Source organism: Streptoalloteichus tenebrarius (assembly GCF_024171885.1).
Taxonomy (GTDB): Bacteria; Actinomycetota; Actinomycetes; order Mycobacteriales; family Pseudonocardiaceae; genus Streptoalloteichus; species Streptoalloteichus tenebrarius.
The window spans coordinates 25988-42838 of record NZ_JAMTCP010000052.1 but is presented as its reverse complement, the minus strand read 5'-3'; the positions used below and the strand labels follow the sequence as shown (position 1 = coordinate 42838).

The window sequence follows — 16851 nt, the reverse complement described above, 5'->3', positions numbered from 1 at the left end:
CGAGGCCGCGTTCCGGCGGGCCGTCGACGTCGACCCCGAGAACTACCGCTGAGGAACCCCGGGCGGCGGCGACCGGAACCGACCGGGGCGACCGCCGCCAGGGGACGGGGGCCATGCCCTGGGGGAAGGGTGCGGCGGGGGAGGGACCACGGGGCGGTCCCTCCCCTGCCCACCGCGTCCGCCTCCGCCCGCGCCGCGGTCACCATGCCGTCCTGGCCGTCCTGGCCGTCCTGGCCGTCCTGGCCGTCCTGGCCGTCCTGGCCGTCCTGGCCGTCCTGGCCGTCCTGGCCGTCCTGGCCGTTGAGCCGTGCGGGTCGTCCCGGTCGTCTCGGGAGCCGGCCGGGCTCGGCTCCGACGCTCAGCTCTCGCCGGGCCGCACCAGCCCGGTCTCGTAGGCCAGCACGACCGCCTGCACCCGGTCCCGCAGGTCCAGCTTGGACAGGATCCGGCCCACGTGGGTCTTCACCGTGGCCTCGGACAGGAAGAGCTTGACCGCGATCTCGGTGTTGGACAGCCCCTTGGCGATCAACACCAGCACCTCGCGCTCCCGCTCGGTGAGCACGTCCAGCACGTTCGCGTCGCGCAGCTCGCCGCCGCCCGAGCCGAGGAACCGGTCCAGCAGCCGCTTGGTCACGCTCGGGGAGACCACCGCGTCGCCGCTGGCCACCGCGCGCACCGCCGACACCAGGTCCGCGGGAGGGGTGTCCTTGAGCATGAACCCGCTCGCCCCGTTGCGCAGCGCCGCCAGCGCGTACTCGTCGAGGTCGAACGTGGTCATCACCAGGACCTTCGCGGTCTCCTCCTCGACGATCCGCTTGGTCGCCTCCACCCCGTCCAGCACCGGCATCCGGACGTCCATCAGGACCACGTCCGGGCGCAGCTCGGCGGCCTTGCGCACCGCCTCGGCGCCGTCGCCGGCCTCGCCGACGACCTCGAGGTCCTCCTGTGCGTCGAGCACCATCCGGAAGCCCATCCGCATCAGTTCCTGGTCGTCCACCAGCAGCACCCGGACCATGCCCAGCAGCCTACGTCGCGGACTCCCTCGACAGGGGCAGAACCGCGCGCACCCGCCACCCGCCGCCCGGCCTCGGCCCCGCCTCCAGCGTCCCGTGGTAGACCGCGACGCGCTCGCGCATGCCGATCAGCCCGTTGCCGCCGGAGACCAGCGAGCCGTTCGCCGTGCCGAGGCCGTCGTCCACGATCTCGACCTCGACCCCGTCCTCGGCCCTGGTCACCACGACCTGGGCCGAGGCGCCCGGCCCCGCGTGCTTCAGCGTGTTGGTCAACGCCTCCTGGACGAGGCGGAAGACGGTCAGGCCGACGCCGGTCGGCAGGTCGGACAGGTCGCCGGTCATGGTCAGCCGCACGGGCAGACCGACCTGGCGCATCTTCTCCGCCAGCTCCCCGAGGGCGCTGGCGTCGGGCTGCGGGGCGTACTCGGCGTTGCCCTCGCTGTCGTTGCGGAGCACGCCGACCAGCCGGCGCAGCTCGCCCAGCGCCTTCCTGCCGGTGTCGGAGATCGTCGCGAGCGCCCTGCCCGCGGTCTCCGGGCTGGTCTTCAGCGCGTACGACGCGCCGTCGGCCTGCACGATCATCACGCTCACCGCGTGCGCGACCACGTCGTGCAGCTCCCGCGCGATCCGGTTGCGCTCCTCGACGACGGCGATCTTGGCCTGCTGGTCGCGCTCGTGCTCCAGCATGCGCAGGCGCTGCTCGACCTCGGCGTGGTAGGCCCTGCGGGCCCCGACGAACTCCCCGGTCATCCAGAACACGGCGAAGATCAGCACCGGGAAGAAGACCGTGAACGGGGCGGTGGCCAGCCCGTACTCCCTGGCCATGGCGATCGAGAAGAGCAGGGTGCCCAGGAGCAGCCAGGCCGCGTACGCGGCGGCCACCCGCCGCGTGGCGTGCGTGAGCAGGGTGTAGAGCATGATCGCCAGCGCGAACGCCCCCATGCGCGCGGCGAACGGCCCGTGCGTGACCAGCACGAAGATCCCGCCGAACAGGGTGACGTAGGCGGCCAGCACCGGCCGCTTCCGCCGGATGACGAGCGGGCCGACCAGCAGGAACGAGCCGAGGATGTAGTCGCTGGCGCTGACGACCTGGACGAACGTCTCGGTGACCGGGTCGTACTGGCTGCCCCGCTTGCTGGCGAGGTCGAAGAGGAACAGCACGAGAGCCAGCAGCGAGTCACCCACCCAGGGGTGGGCGCGCAACCACAAGCTCAGCCTCCGCACCCCACGAGGTTAGGTGCGGAGGCTGAGGGGGTGCGTCGGTCCAGGGGCTGAGATGGCCCTACGACCGACGTCGGACCCGGTCCGGCCCGTCTCAGGTGGGCGGGGCCAGGTCGGGCGGCAGGGTGCGGTGCCCGGGGGAGGGCGCCGACCGGGGCGTCCTGGGCGCCGGCGCGGCCGGGTCGACGACCGGGCGCGCCTCGGCGACCGGCCGCACGACCGACCCGTCGGGCGTTCTCGCGCCGCCCTCGGCGTGCGCGCGCTCCTCCTCCAGCTCCAGCGCGGCCTCGGTCTGCGCGGTGAGGTGCTCGGCGAGGAGCTGGTCGCGCCGCCGGGTCTGGACCCGGCTGAGCACCACCAGGGTGATCCCGTAGGTCAGACCCAGGGCCAGCAGCAGCACCCCGAACTTCGCGAGCAGCGCCTGGGTCGGGTCGTCGGCCGAGGGGTCCCAGATCGCGATCAGCGCCAGGAGCCCGAGCGTGACGAGGTGGAACAGCACCGCGATCAGCCGGCTCACCGACCGCGCCGCGTCGCGTTCCGGGAAGACCTCGTGCAGGACGGTGCGGCCGCTCCTGGCGAGCAGCCGGCCGACGGCGAGGACGAGTAACGCGCCGATCAGGAGGAAGAAGAGGTAACCAGTGGTCGCGTCGTCCACGACGGCCTCCAGCCCTATCGAGGGGAGATGCGTCGGCGGGGAACTACCCGGCGGGGCCGGTCCGACAAACCCCGGCGCCGCCGTTCCCCGGCAAGATCCCCCGGGGAGTGGACCGCCAACCGGGCGGGGCGTGGCACGATGCCCCTCGCAGACGCCACGGGTGGCCGGATCGGCGAGGGGTTCGTACGGGTGAGCACGGCAACCGACCAGCAGCGTTTCGCCGGTCCGCTGTCGGCCGCGGTGGCCGACCTCTGCCAACGGCTGCGACCGCAGGTCTGCGACCGCACCGCCGCGGGGTTCAGGGAGGTGCTGCGCCGCCTGTCGGCCCCGTTGCAGGTCGCGGTGGCCGGCCGCATCAAGTCGGGCAAGTCCACGCTGGTCAACGCCCTGATCGGCCGACGCGTGGCCCCGACGGACGTGGGCGAGTGCACCCGCCTGGTCACCCGGTTCCAGTACGGCACCGTGGACCGGGTCGAGGTGGTGTTCACCGACGGGCGCAAGCAGGTGCTCCCGTTCGACGCCCACGGCATGATCCCCGCCGAGCTGGGCGTGGCCGTCGACGAGGTCTCGCACCTGGAGGCCTACCTCACGAACGCGGTGCTGCGCGATCTCACCGTCATCGACACCCCGGGGCTGGGCTCGCTCGACGCCGCCTCGGTCGCGAGGACCGAGCAGCTCCTCGGGGCGGCGCGGGCCGAGGCCGGCAACGGCGGCGGGGACGACGAGCTGGACCCGGTCTCGCGCAACGCGGTCGCCGGAGCGGAGGCCGTGATCTACGTCGTCACCCAGGCCGTCCGCTCCGACGACCACCAGGCGCTCGCCGCGTTCACCGCCGCCACGGCCAGCAGGGAGGCCGGCCCGGTCAACGCGATCGCCGTGCTGAACAAGGCGGACACGATCGCCCCCGAGTCGGTCGAGGGGGCCGACGGCGACGTGTGGCGGGCCGCGACCCTGCTCGCCGAGAAGCAGGCCAGCACGCTCAAGCCCAGGGTCGCCGACGTGCTCCCGGTGATCGGCCTGCTCGCCGAGACCGCGGAGACCGGCGGCTTCACCTCCGCCGACGCCGACGCGCTGCGGCAGCTCGCCGAGCTGGACGAGGCCACGAGAGAGATGATGTTGATCTCCGCGGACCTCTTCGCCACCTGGGAGTGCGCGGTGCCCGCCGGCACCAGGGCCCGGCTGCTGGAGCGCCTCGACCTCTACGGCGTCCGCCGCGCGTTGGAGATCCTCGACGCGGAGCCCGCGATCACGGCCGGCGCGTTGCGGCGTCGGCTGCTCGACGCCTCGGGCCTGGACGGGGTGCGGGGCCGGCTCGACGCGGTGTTCCGCGCCCGCGCCGACGGGATCAAGGCGGCGGCCGCCCTGGCCTCGGTGACCGCCCTGGCCCACGCCTCCGGCGATCCCGGCGAGCGCCAGCGGGTGCACGACGCGATCGAGGTGCTGCTCGCGAAGCCGGAGGCGCACCAGCTCCGGCTGCTGGAGGCGTTGACGCTGGTCGCCGCCGGGGCCGTGGTGATGCCGGAGGACCTGGCCGAGGAGGTGCTGCGGGTCGGCAGCAGCGCCGATCCCGGCGAGCAGCTCGGCCTGCCCGGACGCCCGCCGCACGAGTGGGAGGCCTACGCCCTGGAACGGGCCGGGTGGTGGCGCTCCTTCGCGGCGTTCGGCGCGACACCGGCGCAGAGCCGCATCGCCCACGTGGTGCACCGCGCGTACTTCCTGATCTGGCAGCAGCTCAGGGGACGGGGGGCGACGTGAGCGGGTGGTGGCGCCGACGACGGGACCGGGGCGAGGAGAGCGGAACCGGACGGAACCCCGGCGCCGCCGCCGACGTCGAACACGGGGTGCGGGACGTGCAGCCGAGTGGTGTGTCGGGTGAGTCGCTGGACCGGGGCGGTGCGGCCGGCGGGGCCGAGCTGGCGAGTCGGGCGGCGGCGGAGCGCCGCGCGCTGGTCCAGCTCTGTGTCTACGCGTGGGACAGGGCCAGGAGCGCCGGGGTCGCCGAGCGGATCGAGGAGGGCCTGGCCGGGGTGGGCGTGCTCGCCGTACGCCCGGACGGCGAGCGGTTCGACCCCGCCCACCACGAGGCGGGCGGCACCACGCCGACCGACGACCCCGGGCTGGACGGCGTGATCGCCGAGACCGAGGTGGTCGGCTTCGTCGACAGGGGCCACCTGCTGCGCGCGCCGGTCGTCACCGTCTACCGGGCGAGGACCGGCTCGTGACCGCGCCCGCGCCGAACGCCCCGACCCTGCCCCAGGTGGTCCGGCAGACCCGCGAGCGGCTGGTCGGCCTGCTCAGGGAGGCCGGGGCCGGGTCGGCGGACTGGGTGGAGGAGGTGCGCGCCGCCCGGCCCGAGCAGCCCACCGTCGTGGTGGTCGGCGAGACCAACCGGGGGAAGAGTTCGCTGGTCAACGCGTTGTTGGCCAGCCCGGGCCTGTCCCCCGTCGACGCCGACGTGGCCACCGCCGTCTATCTGGTGTTGGAGCACGCGACCGAGTGGCGCGCCCAGGCGTGCTACCCCGGTGACGTCGAGCCGGTCCCGTTCGCGCTGGAGCAGCTCCCGGCGTGGGTGTCGGCGGGCAGGGAGCTGCCGGAGGGCCAGCTCCCGCCGCGCCACGTGCGGGTCGGAGCGCCGATCCCGCTGCTGGAGCGCCTCCGGCTGATCGACACTCCCGGCGTCGGCGGGCTCGACGAGGTGCACGGCGAGCTGGCGGTCGAGGCGGCCGCCCACGCGACGGCGCTGCTGTTCGTGGTGGACGCGTCCGCGCCGTTCACCCAGGGGGAGCTGCGGTTCCTGCGGAACGTGGGCGAGCGGGTCGAGACCGTCGTCTTCGCGTTGACCAAGACCGACCAGTACCGGGGCTGGCGCCAGGTGCTGGAGGCCAACCGGGCGCTGCTCGCCGAGCACGCGCCCCGGTTCGCCGAGGCCACCTTCCACCCGGTGTCGGCCAGGATGGCCGAGATGGCGGGGAAGGCGCCCAACCAGGAGGCCGCCGCGCTGCTGCGCGGGCGCTCCGGCGTCGCCGAGCTCCAGACCGCGTTGCAGGAGCTGGTGGTCGGCCGCTCGGTGATGCTCAACGAGGCCAACACGCTGCGGGCGCTGGCGACGGCCCTCGACGAGCTGGTGGTCCGGCTGGAGTCGGACCGCCGCGTGCTGACCACCGGCGAGGACGAGGCCGAGGCGTTGCGGACTCGGCGGGACGAGCTGACCTCGGAGCGCCGGTCGTCGACGCGGGGCTGGAACGTGCGGCTGCGCGCCGCCGTGCAGCGCTGCCGTGTGGAGACCAGCCACGAGGTCGCCCGGCAGATGCTGGACGTGCAGTCCTGGTTCCGCCGGGCGATCGAGGGCGCCGACCGCGAGCAGCTCGCCCAGCTCCCGTACCACGTGGACGCGGCGTTGCAGATGGCGTCGGCGCGGGTCAGCGGGGCGCTCGCCACCAGGCTGAGCGGGGTGGCGGACGCGGCGCTGGCCGAGCTGTTCTCCGAGGACGAGCTGGCGGTGATCCGCGCGCAGCTCGCCAGGGCGCCGCAACCCCCGGTCGTGCTGCGGCCCCCGGAGAAGCGCCCGCCGACGGCCGAGGACAAGCTCCTGGTGTTCATGGGCATCTCCGGCGGTCTCGGGGCCGGCCGGGTCGCGGCCCTGCCGCTGGCCGGCCTCGGGGTCGCCGCGCTCAACCCCTTCGTCCTGCCGGTGACCATCGCGCTCGGCCTCGGGGCCGGGTGGTGGATGGCCCGCACCCGGCGGCACGCCGCGGACAAGCAGCACATGAAGCAGTGGCTGACCGAGGCGATCGCCGACGCGCGGTCCACTTTGGACCAGTTGGTCGCCGAGCAGCTCATCGAGGCCGAGCAGCAGCTCTCGCTGGCGTTGGACGAGGCGCTGGGCCGGCGGATCGACGCCATCGAGGCGGAGCTGCGCGAGGTGGACAGGGCGTTGAAGATGGACGCGGCCGAGCGCGCCAAGGAACTCCAGGTGGTGAACAGGCGGCTGGGCGAGGCGGAGTCCGGCCGGGAACGGGTCGAGTCACTGCTGGCCAGGATCAGGGAGCTGCGCGACCGCTCCTGAGCCGCGGCCGTTCCTGACTCGCGGCCGTTCCTCCGCCAGGCCGGAACACGACCAGGAGCACCGAGGAAGCCGAACACCGACGGTTCGTCGTGGCCCGTCCCCAACGGGACCCTCACTCATGCCGCCCGCGGCCGCCCGCCGCCTCCGGCTCCCACCAGGCGCGAGCCCGGCACACCCACCTCAGGACAGCCCCCACCCGCCCTGGGGGGCGAGCCCTGCTCCAGCCTACCGCCGCACACCCCGCGGATCGACCTCACTCGGCTCCGCTGTGGACAACTCCGGAGCCTGTGGATAACTCTGTCGCTCATCTCGGTGAATGCCTTGACACCACGCGAAAAGTGGTCCCAGCAGGAAGTGGCTTCCCACATGCGGTCGCCCAGCAATGGGCTCCCCTGTACGGCCGCCGAAGCCTCACCCCGGATCACACGTCGCCGCCGGCGAGGACTCGGCCCGAGACCGGCGAACACCAGGGGAGGTCGTTCGGCTGGCGCCGCCGTCGGAGTGAGCGGGACGCCCCCTGTTCCGCGAGGGAACCCCGGCCCCCTACCGTGAGTCCAACCGGCGGAGCAAGGACGAGACCGCACCCGACGGCGTGGTGCCCGACGCCCTGAGGGGGACCTGGTGTACATCGAGAACGACGGCGGCGACGGCGACCTCAAGATCACCGTTGACGGCGAGGAGTTCACGGCCGAGGCCAACTACGACCAGGACCACGACGGTGTCGACGACACCGCGATGGTCCAGACCGACGACGGGTACCTGGCCTACACCGACACCGACCACGACGGGGACGCCGACGTCCTGACCATGCTCGACCGCCAGGGCAGGGTCGTCGGCCAGGCCAGGTTCGACGCGAGCAGCGGCCAGTGGGTGGACACCGGGAAGGCCGGGGGCGGCGGGGACCACCGGGAGACCGCCAGCCGCGACGGCTCCGCGATGGTGGTGGAGACCAGGGACGGGGAGCGCACGGTCGGCCCGGCCACCGAGGACCTCAACCAGGACGGCAAGGCCGACACCACCGTGGTCAGGGACGACGACGGCGACGTCATCCTGTTCACCGACACCGACGGGGACGGCGACGCGGACGCCGCCACGGAGATCAGCAAGGACGGCAAGGTCACCATCCGCGAGCACCAGGGCCACGGCGACTGGAAGGTCGTGGAGCAGGGCCACATCAACAAGGACGGCACCTACAGCAAGGACGCCTTCTCCGGGAACGACGCCGACGACGCCGGCGACGCCGGCGACGCCGCCGACCCGGCCGGGGACGCCGCCTGGTCGGACGCGGCGTGGTCCGAGTCAGGAACCGCGCCCGCCGGCACGGGGTCGACCGGGGGCTCGGCCGTGAGCGTCGACCCGGTCACCGGCCGGTGGATCTGAGCTTTCACCCCGCCGCGCCTCACGCGTGAGGAGTTTCGCCCGGCCCCGCCACCGCACGTCGCGATGGCGGGGCCGGGCGCTGTCTCCCGCCCCGCCCACGCATCCCTCGCTCGTGTCCGAGATGCCCATTCCGGCGGCCCCGCACGCCCTCTGTGTTGCGAGTCGCACCCATTTGGGGTTCACCCGTTCTCAGTCATCGGGCCGGCCCTGAATCGATTCCCTGATCGTTCTTGTGAGAGAAGCGACAGGGTGGCCGTCGGTTTTCCGGCCTGCCCGGGGCTAACCTGCAAAACATCCCTTTCCCAGCACGCCCGTCCCACCCGGGCGGGGCGAAGCTTTCGGTGTTTTCGGCGGCGTCGCCGATCTCCCCTGGGTGGAGCCGGCGTGCGGCACGGGCTGTGGCGCCCAGTCAGGAGACGAGACGAGATGACCGCGCTGACCATCCCTGGTCTCGACCAAGCACCGACCACGCACCAGCGCCTGCTTGCATGGGTGCGTGAGGTCGCCGAACTCACCACCCCCGACCAGGTCGTCTGGTGCGACGGCTCGGACGACGAGTGGGAGCGGATGACCGCGAAGCTGGTCGAGGCCGGAACGTTCGTGCGGCTGGAGCAGAAGCCGAACTCGTTCTGGTGCGCCTCGGACCCCGGCGACGTGGCGAGGGTGGAGGAGCGGACCTTCATCTGTTCGCAGGACCCCGCCGACGCCGGGCCGACGAACAACTGGATGCACCCGGACGAGATGAAGGCCACGATGACCGAGCTGTACCGGGGCTCGATGCGCGGCCGCACCATGTACGTGATCCCGTTCTGCATGGGTCCGCTGGACGCCGAGAAGCCCATGCTCGGCGTGGAGATCACCGACTCCGAATACGTCGTGGTCTCCATGCGGGTGATGACGAGGATGGGCGCCAGGGCGTTGGAGCGGTTCGGCGACGACGCCGACTTCGTGCCGTGCCTGCACTCGGTGGGCGCGCCGCTGGAGCCGGGCCAGCAGGACGTCCCGTGGCCGTGCAACGAGACGAAGTACATCTCGCACTTCCCCGAGGAGCGCATGATCTGGAGCTTCGGCTCCGGGTACGGCGGCAACGCCCTGCTGGGCAAGAAGTGCTACTCGCTGCGGATCGCCTCGGTGATGGGCCGGGACGAGGGTTGGCTCGCCGAGCACATGCTCATCCTCAAGCTCATTTCGCCGGAGAACAAGGTCTACTACGTGGCCGCCGCTTTCCCGAGCGCCTGCGGCAAGACGAATCTGGCGATGCTGGAGCCCACCATTCCGGGCTGGAAGGTGGAGACGCTCGGCGACGACATCGCGTGGATGCGCTTCGGCGAGGACGGCCGGCTGTACGCGGTGAACCCGGAGAACGGTTTCTTCGGCGTCGCCCCCGGCACGGACTGGAAGACCAACCCCAACGCGATGCGCACCATCGAGCGGGGCAACTCGGTCTTCACCAACGTCGCCCTCACCGACGACGGCGACATCTGGTGGGAGGGCATGGGCGAGCCGCCCGCGCACCTCACCTCGTGGAAGAAGCGGGACTGGACGCCGGACAGCGAGGAGCTCAGCTCGCACCCGAACTCCCGGTACTGCGTGCCGATCGAGCAGTGCCCGATCGTGGCCCCGGAGTGGCAGGACCCGAAGGGCGTGCCGATCTCGGCCATCCTGTTCGGCGGCCGTCGGGCCACCACCATCCCGCTGGTGACCGAGTCCAGGGACTGGCAGCACGGCGTGTTCATGGGCGCCACACTGTCCTCGGAGACCACCGCCGCGGCCGTGGGCCAGGTCGGCGTGGTGCGCCGCGACCCGATGGCGATGCTGCCGTTCATCGGCTACCACGCCGGTGACTACTTCCAGCACTGGATCGACACCGGCAAGGGCGCGGACGCCACGAAGCTGCCGCGGATCTTCTACGTCAACTGGTTCCGGCGGGGTGAGGACAAGCGCTTCCTGTGGCCGGGCTTCGGCGAGAACTCGCGGGTGCTGAAGTGGGTCGTGGAGCGGCTGGAGGGCAGGGCCCCCGCCGTGGAGACCCCCATCGGGTACGTGCCGACCGCCGAGGCCATCGACCTGGAGGGCCTCGACGCCCCGGTGGCCGACATCGAGGCCGCGCTCGCCGTGGACCCGGAGGAGTGGAAGGCGGAGATCCCGCTGATCGAGGAGTGGTTCGCCAAGATCGGCGACAAGCTGCCGACCTCGCTGCGGGACGAGCTGGAGGCGCTGAAGCAGCGCCTCGGCTGAGCGCCACCGCACCCGCGGGCACGTCCGCCGCGGGGAGCCGTGGGAAAGGGGGATGCCCCCGGGACCGGTCCGGTTCCGGGGGCGTCCCCTTTTCTGTGATCTGAGTCACAGATGTATCTGGCGGGCGGGGCCATGCTCCTCACTGTCGGGGGACAGGTCCTCACCGGTCCCCGGGCAACGCAGTCAGGAGAAGGCAGGAACGAGACCCGCGAGGAGGTGCGCCATGGTCAACGCGGGACTCGCGATGCTGGTCCTGTCCGTGGCGGCCGTCGTGATGGTGATCGTCACGCCCGACCGCGCCGACCGGAGGAGCGAGGAGGACCAGGACCGTGTCCCGGACCGGGGGCGGCCCAGCGCCTGGTGCGCCTGAGGCGAGGACCGGGAACGGAAGCGGCGTCGAGGTGCCCGTCAGGGGGAGGGGCACCCCGGCGCCGCTTTTTGTCCTGTCCTCCGTGAGCCTCCGCCCGTGCTTCTGTCCACGCTCCCGCCCATGGTGACGCGCCTGCCCCCGCGGGCGAACCACCCCCGGCCCGCCCCGGGGGACACCGGGGGTTGACCCCCGGCCGGCGTCGCCGCCAGCCGGGTTCTCCCGGCGGCCCCGGCTTCCTAGCGTGGGGTCGAAGGTGCGATCGCCGGGGGGAAGCGGTGTCGATGTGGTACTGGCCGTTGGTGCGGAGCGAGACCGTGGTCTGGCGACGCCCCGGTGTTCGGGCGTTCGGTCGGCGGCTGCTCTTCGCCGTGCTGTCCCTGCCGCTCGCCCTGCTGTGGTTCCCCGTGTTGCTGGTCGGGCTCGGGGTCGGCGTGGGGACCGCTGTCGTGTTCGTGGGCCTGGTGGTGCTCCTGGCCGTTCTCGCGCTGGCGCGGCTCCTGGCGAGCCTGGAGCGAACCCGGGCGCGGGTGCTGTTGGGGGCCGCCCTGGCCGATCCACCACCGCCCTCCGGAGGGCCGTGGCGCGCGTTGGGCGACGGGCGGCGGTGGAGGGAACTCCTCTACCTGCTGCTGGCCCTGCCCCTGGGCGCGTCGCAGGGCGTGGTGGTCCTCCTGCTGGGGGCGATGGCCGCGCGGGGCGTCAGCTACCCGTTCGTCATGTGGGGCGTCGACCTGTCCACGGCGTGGGGCGGGCCGACGTGGACGGGAGCGGTCCTGGTCCACAGTGGACTGGGAGTGCTCGCGATCCTGGCGTCCCCCTGGCTCCTCCGGCTGGTGACCGACGCGCACGGCTGGGTGGCGCGCCGCCTGCTCTGATCACTCGCGTTCGCCGCTCCGGCGGTTGTTTCCCCTGTCCTCCGGGCACTTCCGGGAACCACAGGGGGCACGCGGAACGAGGAGGGCTCCCGTCGCCTCGGCGGGAGCCCTCCGTCCGCTCAGCGCGGCATCGGCCCGATCAGGTCCCTGAGCTGCGCGTGCAGCAGCAGCGGGTTCGCCGCCTCCGGCGCCACCGAGCGCTTCTCCCGCGCGCCGGCCTGTTTCGGCTCCGGCAGCGGGGTGCCGGCACAGGACAGGTCGCGCTCCGGGACGACCCCGTCCACGAGGTACTTCTCCACGACCTCGTCGACACAGGCGTTCCCGGCGGAGTAGATCCCGTGGTCGCCCTCCGCCGTCACCGTGAGCATGCGGGAGTTGGCGAAGGCCTCGTGCGCCCGCTTCGCGCCCTCCATCGGCGTGGCCGGGTCGTTGACGGACTGCACCATCAGGACCGGGGGCACGCCCTTCCCGTCGGGCGTGGGCATGTGCACGTCAGGGCGCTTCCAGAACGCGCACACGTCGGAGATCTTCCGCCAGCCGATGAGCGGGTACTTCCTCCCGCTCCGCTCGGTGTCCCGGATGAGCGACTGCCGGGTGGCGGTGGTTGGCGTGTCGTTGCAGGTGATGTTGTAGAAGGTCGCGGGGAAGGCGTCCGCCGACACCGGGAGCACGCCGGGCAGCGCCGCGCGGGTGAGGCGGGGCAGCGCCTGGCGGACGGCGGCGGCCGCCGCCCGCGCCTGCTCGGTCGCCGGCCGTTCCACGAGGGTGTTGAGCTGGGCCAGCGCGTCGGCGAGGTCGGGGAAGGCCGTCTTGCCGTAGATGCCGCTCGCGAGGGTGTCGTCCAGCAGCGGGGCGCTCATGGTCGTGCCCTGTCCGAGGTCGACCGGCTGCTCGGCCAGCTTCGCGCGGACCCGCTCGTATGTTTGGCGCACCGCCTCGCCCGTGGTGCCGAGGTGGTACACGCCGTCGTACCGCGCCACCCACGGAAGGAAGTCCTCGCGGAACCGTCGTTCGAAGCCCTTCGGCTGCCACGCGAACGACTTCTGCCAGGTCGTCGTGAATTCCGTGTTGGAGTCAAGGACGAATTTGTCCACTCGGTTCGGGAAGTACGTCGCGTAGTACGCGCCCATCCAGCTTCCGCCGGAGTAGCCGACGTAACTCACCTTCTCCCGGCCGAGCAGGTGCCGCAGCAGGTCGAGGTCCTTCACGGTCTGCTCGGTGGTGACGTACCGGCCCAGCTCGCCGGACTTCGTCTGGCAGAACTTCGCGGCCAACGCCGCCGAGTCGAGCATCAGGTCGATGTTGCCCTGGCTCCGGTCCCTCGGGTCGAGGCCGGCGCCGATCTCGCTGCCACCGCCGCAGCTCACGTTGCTGCTCTCACCGGTGCCGCGCGGGTCGATGCCCACGATCTCCATGTTGTCCAGCAGCTTCGCGCGGTTCTGCTGGAGGAACACCAGCGGAAGCGTGCGGCCGGGACCGCCGGGACCACCCGGGTTGGTCAGCACACTGCCCCGGGGCTCCCCCTTCGCCGGGCGCAGTCGGCTCACCGCGACGACGATGTCGACCTTCTCGTCCGGTCTCCCCCAGTTGCGGGGCGCGCTGAACGAGCCACACTCCAGGCGCTCGGACCCCGGCGACGCCCCGTCGGGGAGCCGGTCCGGGAAGCACGGCTTCCAGGTGATCTGTTGGTGGAGGTACCGGTCCGGCACCCCGGGCGTGGCGTCCGGCGCGGCCGTCGCGGACGGGGCGGTGGTGAGGAGCGCGCTCGCGGTGGCCACCACTCCTGTGGCGGCCAGTAAGAGCCTCCGCATGATCCTCCCTCGATGTCGGCTTGGCGGCGGTCCGGCCGGTCGGCCGGGCACACCATCAGCCCATCGAGGGACGGTGTCGGGGGACTAGCGACGGAAGTGGGGTCACGGTCGGTCATTCGGCCAGTCCTGGAGCCGCGGGATCCGCCCGGCTGCCCTCACGAGTGGCCGCGCACGGGGGAACCCGAGCTGGGTGATCAGTGGGGCCGGGTCGGGGCCGGGTGGTCAGGACGGGAGCGGGTTCGTCCCGACGCCGCGCAGCCGCGCCTTCACCGCGGTGGCGGTCTCGACGTAGCAGACGGCGACGGAGAACCCCTCCGACCAGCTCGCCGCGCTCGGCAGCCGCCACGAGACCAGCACGTCGGATCGGGCCGCGCCGAGATAGCCGGTCACGGCCTGGGCGCAGTGCCGTTGCGCCGACTGGGTCATCTGGTCCGCGTCCGGTGGGGACTCGTGCGCCGCGCCCAGGGTGAGCACCCCGGGCACCGCCTCGGCGAGATGGGGCTGGTCGCAGGGGACCGTGACCAGGCGGTCGTCCCGGCTCGGGGAGCCGGCCGTGCACTGCTGGTAGGTGTCGAAGCCGCTGGTGAGCGCTCCGCGCAGGGAGCCGGTGCGGCCGACCGGCCGGTCGTCGGCGCCGGCCTCGAACACCGCGCACACCAGCCAGCGTTGGCCCGACGCCCAGTCGCGGGCGGAGGGCCAGAACGCCCACGACCGCAGCCGGGTGGCGTCGACGTCGCCGCTGCCCAGGTACTCCACGGCGGCCTGCCGGCACCGTGGCAACGCCGCGCGCCGCACCGTCGCGTCGTCGGGCGTGGCGGGCAGCGTCCCCGGGAGGCTGTCGGTCGCGGTCACCTCGCCCTCGTGCGGCTGGTCGCAGGGGACCTCGTCGTAGTCGTTCCCGCGCAGGCAGCCGCCGACCCGGGGCGTGGCCCCGCCGAGGACGGGCGCCGTGGGCGAGGACGTCGGCTGGACAGGGGAAGAACCCTCCACTGTGGACGGACGTGCGACCGGGGTGCCGTCGACCGGCCCCGAGCACGAGACGACCGACGCCGTGGCCAGGACGGTGGCCAGCACCGCGGCCAGGGCGCGGACCGGGGTAACGCGTCGCGCCGTGATCATCCGGCTCCGACCGTACCGCCGGGCCGGCTCCCCACGAATGGGTCATATCGGTGATCAACGGTTCGTGGTTGCTTCGCCCGGTCCTGCGCCGTTAGTCGCAATTCACCCGACGAATGACGGGTGTGCGTACCCCGAAAGCCTGGACATGATCACCCACACGTCACGAATAGTGACTCCCTGCTGTTTCTGTTGCTTCTTTGGAGTGACGCATGTCCCGTACCCGACGAGGTGCCGCGCTGCTCGCGACGGCCCTCGCCCTCGGCGTCGTCGCGGCCGCGGAGCCCGCGTTCGCCGCCCCAGCCCCGCCGGGTTCCGACGCGGACGTCCAGGTCGACGACCTGGGCCGCACCCGCGAGGTCACCCCGCGCAGCCCGAGGCCGGCGCCGTCCGGCCACGGCGACCTGCGCGCCGCGGGGAGCGCCCACGCCGCCCGGCTCGCCGGGCAGTTCGGGGCCACCGTGGGCTCCCTCGACGTGCTGAGCAGCCGGACGACGCCCGCGGGAGGGGTCGTCCGGCTCCAGCAGACCATCGACGGCGTCCCGGTGCTCGGCGGCCAGGTCGTCGAGGTGCTCGACACCTCGGGCGCGCTCGTCTCCGCGCACGGCAGGACGACGCGTGGGCGCGCCGGGTCCTTCCCCGCCGACCGGACCGCCGCGGCTGAGGGCGCCGCGCGGTCCGCGCTCGACCGGGTGGCCGCCGAGTCCGGCCAGGGCGTCACGGACCTGCGGGTGGCCGAGACCAAGCCGTACTGGTACGACGCGAGCCTGCTCGGCGCGGAGGGCGCGGCCGACGCGGTTCCGGCGTTCCAGGTCACCGTCGCGGGGAAGAACGCCGAGGACCGGTGGACGGTCGTGGTGGACGCGGGCTCCAAGGCCGCGCTCGCCACCTGGTCGGACACCCACGAGGCGGTCAACCGCGCGGTCTGCGACGCCAACCGCAGGACCGTCGACGGCAACGACGACCGCGCCTTCCGGTGCGGCACCGCGTTCCGGGTCACGCGCCGCGAGGGCGGCCCGGCCTCGTCGGTCGCGGACGTCAACAAGGTCTACGACTTCTTCGGCGACACCGCGAAGTTCTACGCCAGCAAGGTCGGCACGGATCTCACCAACCTGATCGGCGTCGACTACGGCGACGGGGCCGGCAAGGCGCTGCGCGCCACGGTCCGGGTCTGCGTCTCCGGCGAGCGCTGCCCGTACCAGAACGCCTTCTGGTCGCCGCAGGCCCAGCAGATGGTCTTCGGCGAGGGCGTGACGACCGACGACGTCACCGGGCACGAGCTGACCCACGGTGTCACCGAGCACGTCTCCGGGTTGGTCTACCGGGGCGAGTCGGGGGCGATCAACGAGTCCCTGTCGGACATCTTCGGCGAGTTCGTCGACCTGACCAACGGCAGCGCCGACGACACCCCGGCCAACCGGTGGAAGATGGGCGAGGGCTCCGCCCTGGGCGTCATCCGCGACATGGCGAACCCGCCGGCGTACAACGATCCGGACCGCAAGGGCAGCTCGCTCTGGTACCCGCGCTACCAGACCGCGAGGGACAACAGCGTCTTCGTCCACAAGAACAGCGGTGTGGGCAACAAGGCGGCCGCCCTGATCGCCGACGGCGGCAGCTTCAACGGGCAGCGCGTGCGCGGCATCGGCATGGACAAGTCCGCCGCGCTGTGGTGGTCGGTGCAGAACCTGCTGACCTCCGGCGCGGACTACGCCGAGCTGGGCACCGCGCTGAACACCGCCTGCCGGCAGAACGCCGCTGGGGGTGTCGCCGGCACGACCAGCGACGACTGCGCGCAGGTCGCCAGGGTGGTGACCGCGACCGAGATGACCGCGAAGCTGCGCCGCCAGGGCTGAGCCAGGGCGCGAGCCGTGGTCGAGGGGTGAACGCGCCGGTCGTCACACGGGTGACGGCCGGCGCGTTCGCGTCCTGACCGGAGGGAGATCGGACGGTCTCTGCGTCGGGTGCTCTGTGACTGCTCTCGGGGGACAGCCGATACGGAAGACGGGTGAATTGAGTCCTGTTCTCCCGAATCGTGGACACATGTGGTCACAATTTGGGCACCACCCGGGGGTTCTCATCCACCCGAACAGGTGACGTGGCCAACAT

Annotated in this window: 14 protein-coding genes; 9 read left to right on the top strand and 5 right to left on the bottom strand. The window is 72.7% G+C overall.

All coding sequences use genetic code 11. The features are described from left to right. On the top strand, positions 1-395 hold a 395-nt coding region (locus tag LX15_RS28375; protein WP_253673438.1), incomplete at its 5' end, for a hypothetical protein. On the opposite strand, the gene LX15_RS28370 is transcribed toward LX15_RS28375, so the two are convergent. The 3 genes from LX15_RS28370 to LX15_RS28360 all read right to left on the bottom strand — a co-directional run bounded on the left by LX15_RS28370 (position 359) and on the right by LX15_RS28360 (position 2889). After that, positions 359-1015 (bottom strand): response regulator, encoded by a 657-nt coding sequence (locus LX15_RS28370; protein ID WP_253673437.1) that lies wholly within the window; start codon positions 1013-1015, stop codon positions 359-361. The two genes, LX15_RS28375 and LX15_RS28370, sit on opposite strands and share 37 nt — an antisense overlap. Before the next feature lie 10 nt (positions 1016-1025). Next, positions 1026-2237, bottom strand: coding sequence for a sensor histidine kinase (locus tag LX15_RS28365; protein ID WP_253673435.1), 1212 nt, complete (start codon positions 2235-2237; stop codon positions 1026-1028). A 91-nt stretch (positions 2238-2328) separates the two neighbouring features. Next, positions 2329-2889, bottom strand: a complete 561-nt coding sequence (locus tag LX15_RS28360) for a hypothetical protein (protein WP_253673433.1) — start codon at positions 2887-2889, stop codon at positions 2329-2331. A gap of 189 nt (positions 2890-3078) precedes the next feature. On the opposite strand from LX15_RS28360, the gene LX15_RS28355 reads away from it, so the two are divergent. The 7 genes from LX15_RS28355 (at position 3079) to LX15_RS28325 (ending at position 11818) form a co-directional block, all read left to right on the top strand. Next, entirely contained in the window at positions 3079-4644 is a 1566-nt protein-coding gene (locus LX15_RS28355; protein ID WP_253673431.1) for a dynamin family protein, read from the top strand. Continuing rightward, positions 4641-5111, top strand: a complete 471-nt coding sequence (locus LX15_RS28350) for a nucleotide exchange factor GrpE (RefSeq protein WP_372502804.1) — start codon at positions 4641-4643, stop codon at positions 5109-5111. Before LX15_RS28355 ends, LX15_RS28350 begins: the two co-directional genes overlap by 4 nt. Then, positions 5108-6955 carry a dynamin family protein gene (locus LX15_RS28345; RefSeq protein ID WP_253673429.1) on the top strand — a complete coding sequence of 616 codons (1848 nt, stop codon included), beginning with the start codon at positions 5108-5110 and terminating at the stop codon, positions 6953-6955. The genes LX15_RS28350 and LX15_RS28345 overlap by 4 nt, the downstream gene beginning before the upstream one ends. Positions 6956-7576: 621 nt before the next feature. Continuing rightward, a complete protein-coding gene (locus tag LX15_RS28340; RefSeq protein WP_253673427.1) occupies positions 7577-8335 on the top strand; it encodes a DUF6802 family protein in 759 nt (252 codons plus the stop codon). Positions 8336-8761: 426 nt separating this feature from the next. After that, on the top strand, positions 8762-10573 hold the full coding sequence (locus tag LX15_RS28335) for a phosphoenolpyruvate carboxykinase (GTP) (RefSeq protein ID WP_253673425.1): 1812 nt from the start codon (positions 8762-8764) through the stop codon (positions 10571-10573). 223 nt (positions 10574-10796) lie between these two features. Further along, entirely contained in the window at positions 10797-10943 is a 147-nt protein-coding gene (locus LX15_RS28330; RefSeq protein ID WP_253673423.1) for a hypothetical protein, read from the top strand. Positions 10944-11224: 281 nt separating this feature from the next. Continuing rightward, positions 11225-11818, top strand: coding sequence for a sensor domain-containing protein (locus LX15_RS28325; RefSeq protein WP_253673421.1), 594 nt, complete (start codon positions 11225-11227; stop codon positions 11816-11818). Positions 11819-11937: 119 nt separating this feature from the next. Here LX15_RS28325 and LX15_RS28320 read toward each other — a convergent pair whose 3' ends face one another. Beyond that, a complete protein-coding gene (locus tag LX15_RS28320; protein ID WP_253673419.1) occupies positions 11938-13629 on the bottom strand; it encodes an alpha/beta hydrolase in 1692 nt (563 codons plus the stop codon). 222 nt (positions 13630-13851) lie between these two features. After that, positions 13852-14748 carry a septum formation family protein gene (locus LX15_RS28315; RefSeq protein ID WP_253673417.1) on the bottom strand — a complete coding sequence of 299 codons (897 nt, stop codon included), beginning with the start codon at positions 14746-14748 and terminating at the stop codon, positions 13852-13854. Positions 14749-14957: 209 nt separating this feature from the next. Here LX15_RS28315 and LX15_RS28310 point away from each other — a divergent pair, with 209 nt between their 5' ends. Further along, complete coding sequence (locus tag LX15_RS28310; RefSeq protein ID WP_253673415.1) at positions 14958-16598, top strand: M4 family metallopeptidase; 1641 nt, start codon at positions 14958-14960, stop codon at positions 16596-16598. Positions 16599-16851 lie beyond the last annotated feature (253 nt).